We start from the raw sequence: 15,983 nt of genomic DNA on the forward strand, positions 1-15,983 counted from the left end.
CGAAGGGGAGCGTCACGCGGCAGTGGGTTGACGAGCGGCGTCCGTCAGACGTTGAAGCCCGTCCGTCAGACGTTGAAGCCGAGGGCGCGGAGCTGCTCGCGGCCGTCGTCGGTGATCTTGTCCGGGCCCCACGGCGGCATCCAGACCCAGTTGATGCGCAGGTCCTGGACGAGGCCGTCGGTGGCGGACTTGGCCTGGTCCTCGATGACGTCGGTCAGCGGGCAGGCCGCCGAGGTGAGCGTCATGTCGATGGTGGCCACGTCGGACTCGTCGATGTGGATCCCGTAGATCAGGCCCAGGTTGACGACGTCGATGCCCAGTTCGGGGTCGACGACGTCCATCAGGGCCTCGGTCAGGTCCTCGACGGAGACGGTGCCGGCGGTGGTGCCGGCGATGAGGCCCTGGCCCTCCTCCGCAGCGGGGGAAGCGGGTGCGCCGGTGGTGCCGGCGATGTCGGTGGTGTCGGTGTCACTCATGGTTCTGTCCTCCTCTGCGGTGTCAGTCGTTGACGGCGGGTTGCCCGGCGAGCGCCTTGGCGGTGGCGTCCTTCCAGGCCATCCAGCTGAGCAGGGCGCACTTGACCCGGGCCGGGTACTTGGAGACACCGGCGAACGCGACCGCGTCCTCCAGCACCTCCTCGTCGCCCTCGCCCTGGCCCTTGCTCTGCATCAGCTCCAGGAACGCCTCCTGGACGGCCTGCGCCTCGCCGACGGTCTTGCCGACCACCAGGTCGTTCAGCACCGAGGCGCTGGCCTGGCTGATGGAACAGCCCTGTGACTCGTAGGAGACGTCCGCGACCGTGGCGCCGTCGAGCCGCACCCGCAGGGTGATCTCGTCACCGCAGGTCGGGTTGACGTGGTGCACCTCGGCGTCGCCGTCCCGCAGCCCCTTGCCGTGGGGGTTGCGGTAGTGGTCCAGGATGATGTCCTGGTACATCGAGTCGAGCTTCATGTGGTGGGCCCAGTCCCGTCAGCCGAAGAAGTTCCGGACGTGGTGCAGACCGTCGATCAGCGCGTCGACCTCGCCCGGCGTCGAGTACAGATAGAACGACGCCCGCGTGGTCGCCGGAATTCCGTACCGCAGGCAGACCGGCCGCGCGCAGTGGTGGCCGACGCGCACGGCGATGCCCTGCTCGTCCAGCACCTGGCCCACGTCGTGCGGGTGGATGTCGCCGAGCGTGAAGGAGATCGCGGCGCCCCGGTCCACGGCCGTGCGCGGACCGATGATCCGCAGGTCGGGGACCTCCAGCAGGCGCTCCACCGCGTACTCGGTGATGGCGTGCTCGTGCGCGGCGATCTTCTCCATGCCGATGCCCGACAGGTAGTCGATGGCCGCCCCGAGCCCGACCGCCTGCGCGATCGGCGGGGTGCCCGCCTCGAACTTGTGCGGCGCCGGGGCATAGGTGGACGAGCCCATCGTGACGGTCTCGATCATCTCGCCGCCGCCCAGGAACGGCGGGAGGTCCTCCAGCAGCTCCTGGCGGCCCCAGAGCACGCCGATGCCGGTCGGGGCCAGCATCTTGTGGCCGGTGAAGGCGACGAAGTCGGCCTCCAGCGCCTGCACGTCCAGCACCATGTGCGGCGCGGCCTGCGAGGCGTCGATGACGACCAGCGCGCCGACCGACTGGGCCTTGCGCACGATGGTCTCGACCGGATTGACGGTGCCCAGCAGGTTGGAGACCAGGGTGAACGAGACCACCTTGGTCTTCTCGGTGATCAGCTCGTCGATGTTCGACAGGTCGAGCCGGCCCTCGTCGGTCAGCCCGAACCACTTCAGCTTCGCGCCGGTGCGCTGCGAGAGCAGCTGCCACGGGACGATGTTGGAGTGGTGCTCCATCTCCGTGATGACGATCTCGGAGTCGGCGTCCACCCGGTAGGGCTCGTCGGCCCAGCCGAGCATGTTGGCGACCAGGTTGAGCGACTCCGAGGCGTTCTTGGTGAAGATCACCTCGTTGCGGCTGGGCGCGTTGACGAACGCCGCGACCTTGTCGCGGGCGCCCTCGTACAGCGCCGTGGCCTCCTCGGCCAGCACGTGCACCCCGCGGTGCACATTGGCGTTGTGCTGCTCGTAGTAGGCGGTCAGGGCTTCCAGCACCTGGCGCGGCTTCTGCGAGGTGGCCGCGTTGTCCAGGTAGACCAGCGGCTTGTCGCCGTGCAGCACGCGCTGCAGGACCGGGAAGTCCTTGCGGATCGCGTCGGTGTCGAGCAGGCCCGACAGGGGGTTGGTCACTCGGAAGCGCCGCCCTTCACATAAGCCTCGTAGCCCTCGTTCTCCAGCTTGTCGGCCAGCTCCGCGCCGCCGGACTCGACGATGCGGCCGGCCGCGAAGACGTGGACGTAGTCGGGCTTGATGTACCGCAGGATGCGGGTGTAGTGCGTGACCAGCAGGGTGCCGACCTCGCCGGTCGAGCGGACCCGGTTGATGCCCTCGGAGACGACCCGCAGCGCGTCGACGTCCAGGCCGGAGTCGGTCTCGTCGAGGATCGCGATCTTCGGCTTGAGCAGCTCCAGCTGGAGGATCTCGTGGCGCTTCTTCTCGCCGCCGGAGAAGCCCTCGTTGACGTTGCGCTCGGCGAAGGCCGGGTCCATCTGGAGGGCGGCCATCGCCTCCTTGACCTCCTTCACCCAGGTGCGCAGCTTCGGGGCCTCGCCGCGGACGGCGGTGGCGGCGGTCCGCAGGAAGTTGCTGACCGAGACGCCCGGGACCTCGACCGGGTACTGCATGGCCAGGAAGACGCCGGCCCGGGCGCGCTCGTCGACGGACATCTCCAGGACGTCCTCGCCGTCCAGCAGCACCGAGCCGCTGGTGACGGTGTACTTCGGGTGACCGGCCAGCGAGTACGCGAGGGTGGACTTGCCGGAGCCGTTCGGACCCATGATCGCGTGGGTCTCGCCCTGCTTCACGGTCAGGTCCACGCCCTTCAGGATCTCCCGGGGGCCGTTCTCGGCCTCGACGGAGACGTGCAGGTCGCGGATTTCAAGGGTTGCCATGTGTACTCAGGACTCCTGGTTGACGGAGACGAGCACATCGTCCCCTTCGATCTTTACGGGGTAGACAGCGACCGGCTTGGTGGCGGGCAGGCCGGAGGGCTTGCCGGTGCGCAGGTCGAAGCTGGAGCCGTGCAGCCAGCACTCGATCATGCAGTCCTCGACCTCGCCCTCCGAGAGCGAGACGTTCGCGTGCGAGCAGGTGTCGTTGATCGCGAACACCCCCTCGTCGGTACGGACGATGGAGACCGGCACACCGTTGAGGTCGACGCGCTTGGGCACGTCCTCCTGCAGGTCGCTCAGCGCGCAGGCACGCAGGAAACTCATCAGACCGCCGCTTCCAGCTCGGCCTCGATCTTCTCCATCAGCTGGTCCTGGATCTCGGCGACGCCGATCTGCTGGACCAGCTCGGCGAAGAAGCCGCGGACGACCAGGCGGCGGGCCTCGCCGGCCGGGATGCCGCGGGCCTGCAGGTAGAAGAGCTGCTCGTCGTCGAAGCGGCCGGTCGCGGAGGCGTGGCCGGCGCCGACGATCTCGCCGGTCTCGATCTCCAGGTTGGGGATGGAGTCGACCCGGGCGCCGTCGGTGAGCACCAGGTTGCGGTTGTGCTCGTAGGTGTCGGTGCCCTCGGCGGCGGCGCGGATCAGCACGTCGCCGACCCAGACGGCGTGCGCGTCCTGGCCCTGCAGCGCGCCCTTGTACACCACGTTGGAGCGGCAGTGCGGGGTGTCGTGGTCGATGACCAGACGGTGCTCCAGGTGCTGGCCGGCGTCGGCGAAGTAGAGGCCGAAGAGTTCGGCCTCGCCGCCGGGCGCGGCGTACCTGACCCGCGGGTGGATGCGGACCAGGTCGCCGCCGAAGGTGACGACCACGGACTTCAGCGAGGCGTCCCGGCCGATCAGGGCGGTCTGCTGGGCGGCGTGCACCGCGTCCCGGTCCCAGTCCTGGACGGAGACGAAGGTGAGCTTGGCGCCGTCGCCGACCAGCAGCTCGACGTTGGCCGCGCGGGTGCCGGTGCCGGTGTGGTTGATCACGACCACGGCCTCGGCGAACGGCTTGACGTCGATCACCACGTGGGCGAAGCGGGTGCCGCCCTCGCCGTGCACGTCGATCTTCACCGGCTCGGTGAGCACCGTCTCCTTGGGGACGGTGACCACGAGCGCCTGCTCGAAGCCGCTGAACGCCTGCGCCGCGACCCGGTCGACCGGCTTGCCCGCCTTGCCCAGGCGGGCGTCGTCGCGGCCGACGGTCTCGGCGGTGACGCCGTCCGGCAGGCTCAGCTCGACCTTGTCCTCGCCCTGGGCGGCCTGCGCCGCGGAGCCGTCGTGCAGGCCGCCCAGCCGGTGCAGCGGGGTGAAGCGCCAGTCCTCCTCGCGGCCGGTCGGCACCGGGAAGTCGCCGACCTCGTACGAGGGCTCGACGGCGACGCGGGCGTCGATCGGCTGCTGGACGGTGGCGCGGCCGGTGCCGGGGCCGGCGAGCTGCGCGCCCGCGCCGGCCGTACCGACCTCGATCGAACCGGCGGTGGTGGAGCCGGTGGGGGTGTTGACGTCAGCCATGGCTGTCGTGGTGCTCTCTTCCTCAAAAAGTGCGGACTGGACTGCGTGCGGCCGTTCGTCAGCCGACGGAGCCCTCCATCTGCAGCTCGATCAGCCGGTTCAGCTCCAGCGCGTACTCCATCGGCAGCTCGCGGGCGATCGGCTCGACGAAGCCGCGGACGATCATCGCCATCGCCTCGAACTCGGTCATGCCCCGGCTCATCAGGTAGAACAGCTGGTCCTCGCTGACCTTGGAGACCGTCGCCTCGTGGCCCATGGACACGTCGTCCTCGCGGACGTCCACGTACGGGTAGGTGTCCGAGCGGGAGATGGTGTCGACCAGCAGCGCGTCGCAGAGCACGTTGGACTTGGCGCCCTTGGAGCCCTCGCCGATCTCGATCAGGCCGCGGTAGGAGGTGCGGCCGCCGCCTCGCGCCACCGACTTGGAGACGATGTTGGAGGAGGTGTTCGGCGCCATGTGGACCATCTTGGCGCCGGCGTCCTGGTGCTGGCCCTCGCCGGCGAAGGCGATCGACAGGGTCTCGCCCTTGGCGTGCTCGCCCATCAGGTAGACGGCCGGGTACTTCATGGTGACCTTGGAGCCGATGTTGCCGTCGACCCACTCCATGGTCGCGCCCTCGTACGCCACGGCGCGCTTGGTGACCAGGTTGTAGACGTTGTTCGACCAGTTCTGGATGGTCGTGTAGCGGCAGCGGCCGCCCTTCTTGACGATGATCTCGACGACCGCGGAGTGCAGCGAGTCGGAGGAGTAGATCGGCGCGGTGCAGCCCTCGACGTAGTGGACGTAGGCGTCCTCGTCGACGATGATCAGCGTCCGCTCGAACTGGCCCATGTTCTCGGTGTTGATCCGGAAGTAGGCCTGGAGCGGGATGTCGACGTGGACACCCTTCGGCACGTAGATGAAGGACCCGCCGGACCAGACCGCCGTGTTCAGCGCGGCGAACTTGTTGTCACCGGCCGGGATGACGGTGCCGAAGTACTCCTTGAAGATCTCCGGGTGCTCGCGCAGCGCGGTGTCGGTGTCCAGGAAGATGACGCCCTGCTGCTCCAGGTCCTCGCGGATCTGGTGGTAGACGACCTCGGACTCGTACTGCGCGGCGACACCGGCGACCAGGCGCTGCTTCTCCGCCTCCGGGATGCCCAGCCTGTCGTAGGTCGCCTTGATGTCCGCGGGCAGATCCTCCCAGGACTCGGCCTGCTTCTCGGTGGAGCGGACGAAGTACTTGATGTTGTCGAAGTCGATGCCGGAGAGGTCGGAGCCCCAGGTCGGCATGGGCTTCTTGCCGAACAGCTTCAGGCCCTTGAGACGCAGGTTGAGCATCCACTCGGACTCGTTCTTCTTCGCCGAGATGTCGCGGACGACGTCCTCGCTGAGCCCTCGCTTGGCGGTGGCACCGGCGGTGTCCGGGTCCGCCCAGCCGTACTCGTAGGTGCCCAGGCCTTCGAGCTCCGGGTGCGAAACGGTGTCAGTCATGCGAGCTTCCTAACGCGCGGACGCTGAATCTTCGGTGGACGTACCGGCAGTCGGCACTGCATCGGAGTCCTCGCCCGCGGTACGCGGGGTGGACGACGATGCGGCACCGGGTGCCGGCACATAGGTGGTGCAGACCCCGTCGCCGTGGGCGATGGTGGCCAGTCGTTGCACATGGGTGCCCAGGAGCCGGGAGAAGACCTCGGTCTCCGCCTCGCAGAGCTGGGGGAACTGCTCGGCGATGTGCGCGACCGGGCAGTGGTGCTGGCAGAGCTGGGCGCCCGCCGGGGCCTTGGCCGCGGCCGACGGGACCCGCCGCACCGTGGCAGCGTACCCGTCCGCGCTCAGCGCCTGGGCGAGCGCCTCGGTGCGCTCGCCGGCCGCCGCCTGCCGCAGGGCTTCGAGATACTTCTCGCCCTGCTTGCCGAACCGGGCCCGGGCGAAGGCGGCGACCGCCTCCTCGCCCGCCTTGCCGCCGCCCACCGAGTCGGCGATCCAGCGCAGCGCGTCGGCCGCGAGCTGGTCGTACGCCTGGTAGAAGGCGTCCCGCCCGCCGTCGGTGAGGGCGAAGACCTTGGCCGGGCGGCCCCGGCCGCGGCTGCCGTAGACCCGCTGCTCGCGGGACTCGACCAGGCCGGCGACGGTCAGGCCGTCCAGGTGGCGGCGGACGGCGGCGGTGGTCAGACCGAGCCGGTTCGCCAGGTCGGCGGCGGAGGAGGGGCCGTGGTCGAGGATCGACCGCGCGACCCGGTCCCGGGTGGCGCGGTGGCCGTCCAGCAGCACCTCGGCCGCCGTCGCGGGCACGGCGCAGCCGGGGGCCGTCTCGGCCTCCTGGTGCGTGGTGTGCTCGCGCATGTTTTTCACAACACCAGTGTTGCGTAATTACTTCCGTCGGGACAAGCCGTGACCGATACCTCATCGGTGGCATCTGTCACGCAGGCAAGCCTTACCTGGCCTGGAAAAACGATCAAAGAGGCCGCCGTCGGGGTGCGGCGTGCGCGCCTCTTACACTCGCCGGTATGCACTCCGGACCCGCGGTCCAGATCACCGGGCTGGTCAAGCGCTACGGCGCGAAGACCGCGGTGGACGGTCTCGACCTCACCCTCGCACGCGGCGCCATCACCGCCGTCCTCGGCCCCAACGGCGCCGGCAAGACCACCACCATCGAGACCTGCGAGGGCTACCGCCGCCCGGACGCCGGCACCGTCCGCGTCCTCGGCCTCGACCCGGTCGCCCAGAGCGCGCGGCTGCGGCCCCGGATCGGCGTGATGCTGCAGTCCGGCGGCGTCTACGCGGGCGCGCGCGCCGTCGAGATGCTCCGGCACACCGCGAAGCTGCACGCCCACCCGCTGGACGTGGACGCCCTGGTCGAACGCCTCGGCCTCGACTCCTGCGGCCGCACCACCTACCGCCGGCTCTCCGGCGGCCAGCAGCAGCGCCTCGCCCTCGCCATGGCCGTGGTCGGCCGCCCCGAACTCGTCTTCCTGGACGAGCCCACCGCGGGCCTCGACCCGCAGGCCCGCCGCGCCACCTGGGACCTGGTCCGCGACCTGCGCCGGGACGGCGTGACCGTGGTCGTCACCACGCACCACATGGACGAGGCCGAGCAGCTCGCCGACCAGGTCGCGATCGTCGACCGGGGCCGGGTCATCGCCACCGGCACCCCCGACGAGCTCTGCCGCGGCGGCGCCGAGAGCAGCCTGCGCTTCGACGGCCCGCCCGGCCTCGACCTCGCCACCCTGCTCAAGGAGCTGCCGGACGGCGCGACCGCCGCCGAGACCGCCCCCGGCAGCTACCGCGTGGAGGCCCCCGTCGATCCGCAGCTACTGGCCACCGTCACCGGCTGGTGCGCCGCCACCGGCATCCTCCCCGAGCGCCTCACCGTGCAGCGGCGCAGCCTCGAAGACGTCTTCCTCGACCTGACCGGACGGGACCTCCGCTCGTGACCACGACCACCGACTACTCGCCGCGGCCGGGCGCCGCCCCCGTCGGCCGGATGCTGCTCGCCCAGACCGCCTTCGAGACGAAGATGCTGCTGCGCAACGGTGAGCAGCTGCTGCTCACCGTGATCATCCCGACCGTGCTGCTGGTGCTGTTCTCCTCGGTGGACATCGTCGCCGTGGACGGCCCCGGCAAGCGGGTCGACTTCCTGGCACCCGGGCTGCTCGCGCTCGCCGTGATGTCCACCGCCTTCACCGGGCAGGCCATCGCCACCGGGTTCGAACGGCGCTACGGGGTGCTGAAGCGGCTCGGCGCCAGCCCGCTCCCCCGCTGGGCGCTGCTCACCGCCAAGACGGGCTGTGTGCTGGTCACCGAGGCGCTGCAGGTAGCGCTGCTCTCGGTGATCGCCCTCGCCCTCGGCTGGTCCCCGCAGGGCAACCCCCTCGCCGTTCTCGCCATCCTCGTCCTCGGCACCGCCGCCTTCTCCGGGCTCGGCCTGCTGATGGCCGGCACCCTGCGGGCCGAGGCCACGCTGGCCGCCGCCAACCTGGTCTTCATCCTGCTGCTGCTGGCCGGCGGGGTGATCGTCCCGCTGAGCAAGTTCCCGTCCGCCGTCCAGTCGGTGCTGGAACTCCTCCCGATCGCCGCCCTCTCCGACGGCCTGCGCTCGGTGCTCCAGACCGGCGCCGGCGTCCCCTGGGCCGACCTCGGCATCCTGACCGGCTGGGCCGTCCTCGCCCTGGCCGCGGCCGCCCGCTTCTTCCGCTGGGAGTGAGCGGGGCGACGACGGGCAACCGGTCGCCGGACACAGAGCAGACGGGCCCTCGCCGCTTCGGCGAGGGCCCGTTCGCTGTGTAAGGGGTCAGGCGGGTATGCGGTGACGCCCCTGGGGGGTGGGGTTGTGGGTTTCGGGGCCGTAGTGGCCGGCCTGGCGGGCGATCCAGGCGTATTCGGCGGTGCCGTCGGGGAGTTGGCGCAGTTCCCAGCGGCCGTGGCGGGTGATCGGGGGCGGTGGCGGGGTGGTTGCCCGTTCGCCGGGGTGCGGCATCCTCAGGGTCGCGAGGACGCCGAGGACGACGGTGGCGATCGCGAGGGCGAGGAGGGCCACGAACGCCGCGCCGATCAGGAAGTTGACGGTGCCGGGTGTCATCGGCGGATCCCGGTCACGCGGGTGCCGAGGTGGGCGGCGAGGCCGTGGAGGAGTTCCTCGGCCTGTTCGCGGGTGAGGGGGAAGGCGAGCTGTTCGCCGGGGCCGGCGGCCACGTCGAGGTCGACGGCGAGGCGGAGCTGGACGGTGGCGTCGGGGACGTGTTCGACGGTGAGGTAGGGGACGGTGGTGCGCTCGACGTGGGCCGGCTGGGTGGAGCTGGTGGCGAGGGGGATCACGACTCCCACGGGTCACCGCCCCGCCCGGCTTCGTGGAGCAGGTGGAGGAGGTTGAGGAGCGTGCTGACGGGCGCGTTGCCGAAGTCGATCAGGACGCGGCCGTCGACGGTGCCGTTGTGGGTGGTGGCGGAGCCCCAGAGGATGCCGTGGGGGCGGCCTCGCTCGCGGAGTTCGCCGAGGAGGGCGGTGACCTGGGCGTCGGTGTAGTCGCGCATCCGGGGGTCGTCCGGGGCGAGGGGCCGGTGGCGGGCGTTCACGCGGCCGCGTCCAGCTCGAACCATACGATTTTACCGTTTTTGCGGGGCGTGGTGCCGAAGCGGTGGGTGAGCTCGCGGACCAGGTGCAGGCCCCGGCCGGACTGCGCGTAGGGGTCGGCGCACTCGTGCGGCTCGGGCAGCACGGGGTTGTCGTCGCTGACGCAGACGCGCAGGCTGCGGCCTTCGAGGAGGAGAATCACGACGGTCGGCGCGGGGCTCCCGCCGTGCTTCCACGCGTTGAAGTACAGCTCATGGAGGGCGAGTTCGGCGTCGTAGATGGCGTCGTCCGGCCATCCGGCGAGGGACATCGCGTCACTCAGCTCCGCACGGGCAGCGGACCAGTCGGGGATTTCGGGCAGGCTGAAGGCACACATAAGGGGAACCTCCGTGAGGGTGCGGGTGTGGGGTTCGTCGTTCACCGGCGGAAACATCGCCGTGAGCCAGGCCAGAACGGGACTGGTGACGCCACGCATGGCTGCTCTGCGGTGCGGGGGCAGCAGGCGCCTACTGCCTGGGAAACAGGCGTTACTGACGATCCGTCGGATCGACCTGGCGACGACCATAACGCACATCGATGGTAACTTTTACATGGATTCGCGATGTTCCCTCTAACGTGGCAACGACAGCCCGAACACCGGCTCCGAATGGACCGATGTCCAGCCAGCACGGCAGACTGAGAACACCCCTGGCCCGGAAGGAACCCATGGCTCGACCGAATCCAACGCTCCGTCAACGAAGGCTGGGCGCAGAGCTGCGAAGGATGCGCGAGCAAGCCGGCTTCGGCGGAAGCCAGCTCGGCCGCGCGGTCGGAATGAACCCCGCCCAGGTGACGCAGATGGAGTCAGGGAAGATCGGCATCAGCGTGGAACGCCTGCGTACGATCGCCGCAGCGTGCATGTGCGTCAATCAGCCTCTGATCGACGCTCTCGCCGACATCATCACGGAGCGCGAGAAGCCCGGCTGGTGGGAGGAGTACCGCGGAACCCTGGCCACGGACTTCCTTGAGGTCGCGGAGCTCGAAGGCCACGCGCGGAGGCTCTCGACCTACACGATCACGTTCGTCCCTGGACTACTTCAAGCCAGCGTCTACGCCTCTGCGGTATTTTCCCAAGCCTTCCCACCCCCGCCACGCCATGAGGTCGACCTCAGGACAGCCTTCCGCATACAACGGCAACGGGTTGTCCGCTCTGGCGGAACTTCATACTCTGCGTTCATCCATGAGGCGGCACTGCGCATGCAGTTCAGCGGACCAAAAGTCCTCACTGAACAACTCGACGCGCTACTTGAGGATTCAGAGCACCCGGGAATCTCGATTCGAGCGGTACCTTTCGACATCGGTTCCCTACCTGGCCCCAGCGAAAACTTCACCTACGCTGAGGGTCCGATCCCTGAACTGGATGTCGCACAGATGGACACGGGACATGGAAGCCAGCTCTACGACTCCCCGGCCCACCTGGCAAGCTTCCGAGAGATCCTCACTCGGACGGCGTCCGTCGCCCTCTCGGAAGACGAGTCCCGAGACTTCATTCGCTCCATCAAGAAGGAAATGGAAAGCAAGCGTGGCTAGCTCCGTTTGGCAGAAGTCCAGCTACTCCGCCGCAAACGACACGTGTGTCGAAGTCCGCACCGTCAACGGGCTGGTCGAGCTTCGCGAATCCGACACCGGCGACATCATCGTCCGCACCACCCCCACCAAGTTCGCCAAGTTCCTCCAAGGCATCAAGGCCGGCGAGTTCGACCACTTCGGCGGCGGCGCGCAGTGAATCGTTCCGGCGGCCCCTTGCGCCTCGCAAGGGGCCGCCGACAACTACACCCCACAGACCAGAATCCCGCCGAGGCAGGTCATCCCGAACGACCCCCGCACCTCGATGACATCAGCAACGATCTCGCCCGCACGGGCGACGGTCTCCCGAAACGGCACACCACACTGCTCGGCCCAGGCCTCGTACGAACCGAGGTGGGCAACGGCAGCTGCCTGACGCCCGGTGTCGCTCGTCATTTGTCCGGCTCCGGTGGGTTCGTGAGTGCGGGTCGAGAGCATGCTTCCCGCACCGAGCCGCGTCAACTGGCCAGGGCTTCGCCGAGCTGTGTGTGAGCCGGGCCGGCGAGGGTACGGTGCAGGGCCTCGGCGCGAGACCGGACGGACAGCTGTGGCAGCCTGCGGACATGCTGCGTTACCGGCGTCCGAGTTGGACTTCTTCGAAGCCGGCGAGCGCCATCCCGCTTCGGCAAGGAGCCCATCGGCCTGGTTAGATCTCGGCATGACGGATTGGTCGCAACTCAGCCATGCCTACGGTGCCGCCGAGGACATACCGCCCCTGCTGGACCGGATCGCAGCAGAGCCGAGCGCCGAGCTCTGGCACGACCTGTGGTCGGCCTTGTGTCACCAGGGCAGCGTTTACTCGGCCAGCTTCGCAGCGCTGCCCTGGCTGGCCGGCACGGCGGAGAGCAGGAACCGGGAACAAGCGGTCAACGCCCTCGTCCTGGCGGGTGCGATCACGGCCGGCGCCGGTCAGCTGCACGGGGCCGGCGACATCCGCTCAGAGCATGCGGCGGAGATCGCGGCACTGCTGAGAACTGTGAATCAGTACCGTCGAACCGCTTCGGACCGCACCGAGTACATCCACCTCATGGAAGCCATGCTGGGCTTCGAAGGTGTCGTGGGCTGGAGTGAAGACCTGGCCTGGGGGCTCGGGAACGAGGAATACGAGATCTCATGCCCAGGCTGCGAGGCGAGCTTGTTCATCGTCCTCGGCGAGCGTGGCTTCTTCTCCACCAGCGACGACTATGCACTCTCGGACGGCGACATCGAGACAAGAGCCCTACGACCAGCGGCTCCCGCAGACCTGGACAGCATCGGCCAACGACTCCATGACATCGCGCTCGCGGACGGGCAACGCGAGGTCGCGCAGACGCTGACCTACGTCTTCGGAAACGCAACCTGCCCTGACTGCGAGACCGACTTCTCGGTCGCTGATCAGATCAGCGCCGATTGGTGAGCCAGTTGGTCGGATCGACTGTCGTCGACCGCAGGCCTTGGACCGCACACTCCTAAATATTGACCAACTCAGGTGAAATGCATCCTCCGATGCACCACCGCGCGACCGCCCTCACCCCGGGCCGTCGCCGGATAGTTGGCCGCGCTGGCTTCGACCTCCTCCGCAAGCGGGTGCTGCTCCGCTCATAGAGCCCAGGTCACCCCGCATCCTCCACAAGCCCGCAACCTTCTGGGAAGCCCTCCAGGAACTCGCGGCGCGAAGGATTGGCCTCTTCTTCAGCCATCGTCCCGAGTAGGTGGATGAACTCGCTGCGCTGATCACTCGACAACCGGCTCACAAGGTGGGCAACGCCCTCCAGGACTTTGACAGCGTCGTCCGGATCCATCTGCTCGTCTTCGCAGCCCTCGATGAACCAGAGAACATCGATCAACGCCTCCGCCAGAGCACGGGTAAGCGACGGGTACACGGGCATCGGAATCTCCCACCAGGCGGCCTTCAGAGTGCGGCCATCCCACCACCTGCCACCGACATCACGGCTGGTGGGCCCGCCACAGAAGTTGAGCCGGAACCGCTTGAAATGAGTGCCTTCCGTGCGGCTTGAGCGCTGGATGACGGGGAAGCTGACGGCATGAGCTGGCTGTCCGGTGTTCGTAGCTGCTGCGGCGAGGGTCAGACGTTGTACTGGTCGTGCGGGGTGGCCCGCTCCCAGACCGATTCGAAGGCGTCCACGCACAGCTTCGCCACAGCCGGTTCGGTCCGGAGCTCCTTCGGAGGTTCAGCCCAGTCCCCGTCACCGGTGAAGTGGTTGAAGACAACCGTCCCCCCGTCGAAGACCCAGAAGTCGTTCCCCGGAAGTGCCAGGTCCGACGCCTGACGCCTCGGCAACCACCGGACCTGTTCCCCGGACGCGAGGTTGACAACGGTGCCGCCGTACTCGTACCGGATGTAGTCGGTCACAGGCTCCGACACGATCCGGGCGCGGCGGATCACCACGCCACGGGCAACAGTCGCCGCGATCTGCTCGACCCACGGCCGCCAGTAGTCCGAGCTCGGGTCGTTGTCCCGCTCGCCGGTCTTCTGCCACCGCCTGAAACCGGAGGACTCGCCACCCACGCCGTAGGCGTCTCGCATCTCCAGATGCACCGCCGACCGTTGAGCCCCGGCCAGCAGGTCATCAAAGCCGGGCACCACCGGCTGCCCTGCGTTCTGCGACACAACACGCCTCCCTGATGATCGGCACCAACAGCGCCCCGTGGGCGGCCACACTTGTAGTCGCGTCCGCCGGTCGAGGACCGTGCTCGATCACAGCCTGGTGGCCAGCCAGATGGTCACGGCTGCGGTGACGGTGAGCCCGGCGTTGAGTGCGATCCGGCGGTCTTGGCCCATCAGGTGCACGGCGATCGCGCCGGTCTGGAGGAGTACGAAGCCGACGGCCGCGGCTGGCGCCGACAAGACAGCGATGCCGGTCAGCGGTGGCAGGATCAGGCCGGTCGCACCGAGTATCTCGACCGCCCCCAGCGCCCTGAGGGCAGGCAGGGGTACGCGATCGACCCAGGCCATCATCGGTCGGAGTTGATCGCGGCTGCGGATCACCTTCAGCGTGCCTGCATAGAAGTAGAAGAGCGCGAGCAGCCCCGCGACGATCCAATAGGCGATGTTCATGGTTCCCGTTCATGGGCCACCGGTTCACGGGGACCCGTCGATCGCGTCGCTTGCCAGAAGAGCCCTGGTGAAGGCCCGGTCCGTCGTCCGAGGGACTCGGACGACAGAACGTGGAAGCGCCACCGCCCTGCCGGTCGAAGGAAGGTGGCCGGTCCGGACCATGCCGTCGGCTTCAGGCGAGGTCGGCAGCGGGCTCGGTTGCGTAGCGGCTCATCGCGTCGATGTTGGCCGGCGGCGTCAGCGGTCGGCCGCTGCCGAGCACCTCCTGGAGGTCCCGGAAGTACTGCACGTACAGGTCGGGGGTGAAGGTGCTGAGCATGACGGCGGGTAGGTCGGTCAGGTTGGCGAAGGTGTGCGGGGTACCGGGCGGAACCATCACGAGCGTGCCCACGGCGGCGTCGTAGTCCTCGTCCCCGACGGTGAACCGCACGGTGCCGGAGAGGATGTAGAAGCCCTCGTCGTGCAGGCCATGGCGGTGCTGCGGCGGCCCCTGGGTGTGCGGGGCGAGGACGGACTCGGCGATCGCGAGGCGGTGCCCGGTGTGGCTGCCGTCCTCCAGAACGCGCATGCGCGTGGTGCCCAGAACAATCGTCTCGCCGTCACCGGGACCCACCACTGACACGACGGGATCAGTCTGTGACGCGCTGGTCTTCGCTTCTTCGGTCATGCTCACAAGTGCACCGCCGAGAACCTGCCCGCGTCCAAGACCCATCCCGTGGCGCCGATACCCGGTGGGTATCGTTGCAGTGTGGAGCTAAGGACCTTGCGCTACTTCGTGGCGGTCGCCGAGGAACTCCATTTCGGCCGGGCCGCCACCCGACTGCACATGAGTCAGCCGCCGCTGAGCCGGGCGATCAAGCAGTTGGAGGCCGATGTCGGGGCCCTGCTGTTGACCCGCTCGCCCACGGGGGTCACGCTCACCCCGGCGGGCTCGGTGCTGCTCGACGAGGCGCGGGCCCTGCTCGACCATGCCGACCGCGTCCGGGGACTCGTGAGCGAGGCGGCCGGCGTCGCGACCATCACCATCGGCATCCTGGGCGACAGCACCGACCCGGGAGTGGGCAGGCTGGCCGCCGCCTACCGCCGAAGCCACCCCGGCATCGACATCCGCATCCGCGACACCGACCTGACCGACCCAACCTGCGGGCTGCGCGCCGGACTGGTCGACATCGCATTGACTCGGGCACCATTCGACGAGACCGCCCTGACGATGCGGGCACTGCGGACCGATCCGGTCGGCGTGGTCCTGCGCGCCGACGATCCGCTGGCCCGCCGCGACGGGCTGCGCCTGGCCGAGCTGAACGACCGCCGCTGGTTCCAGTTCCCGCAGGGTACCGACCCCGTCTGGCAGTCGTACTGGAACGGCGGCAGGCCGCGCGAAGGCCCAGTGGTGCGCGCCGTCCAGGAATGCCTGCAGACCGTGCTGTGGAACGGCACGGTCGGCCTGGCCCCGCTCGGACACGACCTGCCCTCGGAACTGGCCGTGGTGCCGCTGATCGACATGCCGCCGAGCCAAGTGGTGGCGGTGTGGAACGAAGGCGACACCAACCCGTTGATCCGATCCTTCGTCAGGACCGCGACGGCCTCGTACCGTCACTGAGCACCAACAACCGGTGCCGCAGGCGCAGTCGAGGGCGTCTTCGGGGGTGCCGGCGAAGCCGCTGGTGGGCAGGATGGCGTCTTGGTGCTCGTCGGTGCTCGCAAGGTAGAGGGCGAAGCCC

23 protein-coding genes are annotated in these 15,983 nt (G+C 68.9%); 6 read left to right on the forward strand and 17 right to left on the reverse strand.

What is annotated here, in order from left to right:
- Positions 1-65: 65 nt before the first annotated feature.
- The 8 genes from ACIQIB_RS12875 to ACIQIB_RS12910 are packed head-to-tail and all read right to left on the reverse strand — an operon-like array spanning position 66 to position 6,872.
- Positions 66-476, reverse strand: coding sequence for a metal-sulfur cluster assembly factor (locus tag ACIQIB_RS12875; protein WP_400757814.1), 411 nt, complete (start codon positions 474-476; stop codon positions 66-68).
- A gap of 22 nt (positions 477-498) precedes the next feature.
- The gene (sufU, locus tag ACIQIB_RS12880) at positions 499-951 is read right to left on the reverse strand and encodes a Fe-S cluster assembly sulfur transfer protein SufU (RefSeq protein WP_363613511.1); all 453 of its coding nucleotides are present in this window, start codon (positions 949-951) and stop codon (positions 499-501) included.
- Positions 952-969: 18 nt separating this feature from the next.
- Positions 970-2,229, reverse strand: a complete 1,260-nt coding sequence (locus ACIQIB_RS12885; protein WP_363613509.1) for a cysteine desulfurase — start codon at positions 2,227-2,229, stop codon at positions 970-972.
- On the reverse strand, positions 2,226-2,990 hold the full coding sequence (gene sufC, locus ACIQIB_RS12890; protein ID WP_363613507.1) for a Fe-S cluster assembly ATPase SufC: 765 nt from the start codon (positions 2,988-2,990) through the stop codon (positions 2,226-2,228). The genes ACIQIB_RS12885 and sufC overlap by 4 nt, the downstream gene beginning before the upstream one ends.
- Positions 2,991-2,996: 6 nt before the next feature.
- Entirely contained in the window at positions 2,997-3,314 is a 318-nt protein-coding gene (locus ACIQIB_RS12895; protein WP_188303622.1) for a bifunctional 3-phenylpropionate/cinnamic acid dioxygenase ferredoxin subunit, read from the reverse strand.
- Positions 3,314-4,546 (reverse strand): Fe-S cluster assembly protein SufD, encoded by a 1,233-nt coding sequence (gene sufD / locus ACIQIB_RS12900; protein WP_363613505.1) that lies wholly within the window; start codon positions 4,544-4,546, stop codon positions 3,314-3,316. The genes ACIQIB_RS12895 and sufD overlap by 1 nt, the downstream gene beginning before the upstream one ends.
- A 58-nt stretch (positions 4,547-4,604) precedes the next feature.
- Positions 4,605-6,020, reverse strand: a complete 1,416-nt coding sequence (sufB, locus tag ACIQIB_RS12905; protein WP_363613503.1) for a Fe-S cluster assembly protein SufB — start codon at positions 6,018-6,020, stop codon at positions 4,605-4,607.
- 9 nt (positions 6,021-6,029) lie between these two features.
- Entirely contained in the window at positions 6,030-6,872 is an 843-nt protein-coding gene (locus ACIQIB_RS12910) for a helix-turn-helix transcriptional regulator (RefSeq protein WP_400653863.1), read from the reverse strand.
- 164 nt (positions 6,873-7,036) lie between these two features.
- Between ACIQIB_RS12910 and ACIQIB_RS12915 the strand changes: the two genes are divergently transcribed.
- Both ACIQIB_RS12915 and ACIQIB_RS12920 read left to right on the forward strand, forming a co-directional pair.
- Positions 7,037-7,963, forward strand: coding sequence for an ABC transporter ATP-binding protein (locus tag ACIQIB_RS12915; protein ID WP_400757817.1), 927 nt, complete (start codon positions 7,037-7,039; stop codon positions 7,961-7,963).
- Between the two features lie 50 nt (positions 7,964-8,013).
- Complete coding sequence (locus tag ACIQIB_RS12920; RefSeq protein WP_400757879.1) at positions 8,014-8,733, forward strand: ABC transporter permease; 720 nt, start codon at positions 8,014-8,016, stop codon at positions 8,731-8,733.
- A gap of 87 nt (positions 8,734-8,820) precedes the next feature.
- On the opposite strand, the gene ACIQIB_RS12925 is transcribed toward ACIQIB_RS12920, so the two are convergent.
- From ACIQIB_RS12925 to ACIQIB_RS12940, 4 genes are read right to left on the reverse strand one after another with little or no spacing between them, the layout of a single operon-like run.
- Positions 8,821-9,108, reverse strand: a complete 288-nt coding sequence (locus tag ACIQIB_RS12925) for a hypothetical protein (RefSeq protein ID WP_400757819.1) — start codon at positions 9,106-9,108, stop codon at positions 8,821-8,823.
- Complete coding sequence (locus tag ACIQIB_RS12930) at positions 9,105-9,344, reverse strand: hypothetical protein (protein ID WP_400757821.1); 240 nt, start codon at positions 9,342-9,344, stop codon at positions 9,105-9,107. Before ACIQIB_RS12930 ends, ACIQIB_RS12925 begins: the two co-directional genes overlap by 4 nt.
- On the reverse strand, positions 9,341-9,601 hold the full coding sequence (locus ACIQIB_RS12935; RefSeq protein ID WP_400756299.1) for a hypothetical protein: 261 nt from the start codon (positions 9,599-9,601) through the stop codon (positions 9,341-9,343). Before ACIQIB_RS12935 ends, ACIQIB_RS12930 begins: the two co-directional genes overlap by 4 nt.
- Complete coding sequence (locus tag ACIQIB_RS12940) at positions 9,598-9,975, reverse strand: ATP-binding protein (RefSeq protein WP_400757823.1); 378 nt, start codon at positions 9,973-9,975, stop codon at positions 9,598-9,600. The genes ACIQIB_RS12935 and ACIQIB_RS12940 overlap by 4 nt, the downstream gene beginning before the upstream one ends.
- 329 nt (positions 9,976-10,304) lie before the next feature.
- On the opposite strand from ACIQIB_RS12940, the gene ACIQIB_RS12945 reads away from it, so the two are divergent.
- Together ACIQIB_RS12945 and ACIQIB_RS12950 are read left to right on the forward strand one after the other, a co-directional pair.
- The gene (locus ACIQIB_RS12945; RefSeq protein WP_400757881.1) at positions 10,305-11,168 is read left to right on the forward strand and encodes a helix-turn-helix domain-containing protein; all 864 of its coding nucleotides are present in this window, start codon (positions 10,305-10,307) and stop codon (positions 11,166-11,168) included.
- A complete protein-coding gene (locus ACIQIB_RS12950) occupies positions 11,161-11,364 on the forward strand; it encodes a DUF397 domain-containing protein (protein ID WP_400757825.1) in 204 nt (67 codons plus the stop codon). The genes ACIQIB_RS12945 and ACIQIB_RS12950 overlap by 8 nt, the downstream gene beginning before the upstream one ends.
- Positions 11,365-11,408: 44 nt before the next feature.
- On the opposite strand, the gene ACIQIB_RS12955 is transcribed toward ACIQIB_RS12950, so the two are convergent.
- Positions 11,409-11,600, reverse strand: coding sequence for a hypothetical protein (locus ACIQIB_RS12955; RefSeq protein ID WP_400757827.1), 192 nt, complete (start codon positions 11,598-11,600; stop codon positions 11,409-11,411).
- Between the two features lie 190 nt (positions 11,601-11,790).
- On the opposite strand from ACIQIB_RS12955, the gene ACIQIB_RS12960 reads away from it, so the two are divergent.
- Positions 11,791-12,600 carry a hypothetical protein gene (locus ACIQIB_RS12960; RefSeq protein WP_400757829.1) on the forward strand — a complete coding sequence of 270 codons (810 nt, stop codon included), beginning with the start codon at positions 11,791-11,793 and terminating at the stop codon, positions 12,598-12,600.
- A gap of 196 nt (positions 12,601-12,796) precedes the next feature.
- On the opposite strand, the gene ACIQIB_RS12965 is transcribed toward ACIQIB_RS12960, so the two are convergent.
- The 4 genes from ACIQIB_RS12965 to ACIQIB_RS12980 form a co-directional block, all read right to left on the reverse strand.
- Positions 12,797-13,072 (reverse strand): hypothetical protein, encoded by a 276-nt coding sequence (locus tag ACIQIB_RS12965; RefSeq protein ID WP_400653824.1) that lies wholly within the window; start codon positions 13,070-13,072, stop codon positions 12,797-12,799.
- A gap of 197 nt (positions 13,073-13,269) precedes the next feature.
- On the reverse strand, positions 13,270-13,815 hold the full coding sequence (locus tag ACIQIB_RS12970; protein WP_400757831.1) for a DUF6879 family protein: 546 nt from the start codon (positions 13,813-13,815) through the stop codon (positions 13,270-13,272).
- A gap of 87 nt (positions 13,816-13,902) precedes the next feature.
- The gene (locus ACIQIB_RS12975) at positions 13,903-14,262 is read right to left on the reverse strand and encodes a DoxX family protein (RefSeq protein ID WP_400757833.1); all 360 of its coding nucleotides are present in this window, start codon (positions 14,260-14,262) and stop codon (positions 13,903-13,905) included.
- Positions 14,263-14,434: 172 nt separating this feature from the next.
- The gene (locus ACIQIB_RS12980) at positions 14,435-14,929 is read right to left on the reverse strand and encodes a cupin domain-containing protein (protein ID WP_400757835.1); all 495 of its coding nucleotides are present in this window, start codon (positions 14,927-14,929) and stop codon (positions 14,435-14,437) included.
- 81 nt (positions 14,930-15,010) lie between these two features.
- Here ACIQIB_RS12980 and ACIQIB_RS12985 point away from each other — a divergent pair, with 81 nt between their 5' ends.
- Positions 15,011-15,862 (forward strand): LysR substrate-binding domain-containing protein, encoded by an 852-nt coding sequence (locus tag ACIQIB_RS12985; RefSeq protein WP_363612000.1) that lies wholly within the window; start codon positions 15,011-15,013, stop codon positions 15,860-15,862.
- The last annotated feature ends 121 nt before the right edge of the window (positions 15,863-15,983 follow it).

The organism is Kitasatospora sp. NPDC092286 (genome assembly GCF_044755565.1).
Taxonomy (GTDB): Bacteria; Actinomycetota; Actinomycetes; order Streptomycetales; family Streptomycetaceae; genus Kitasatospora.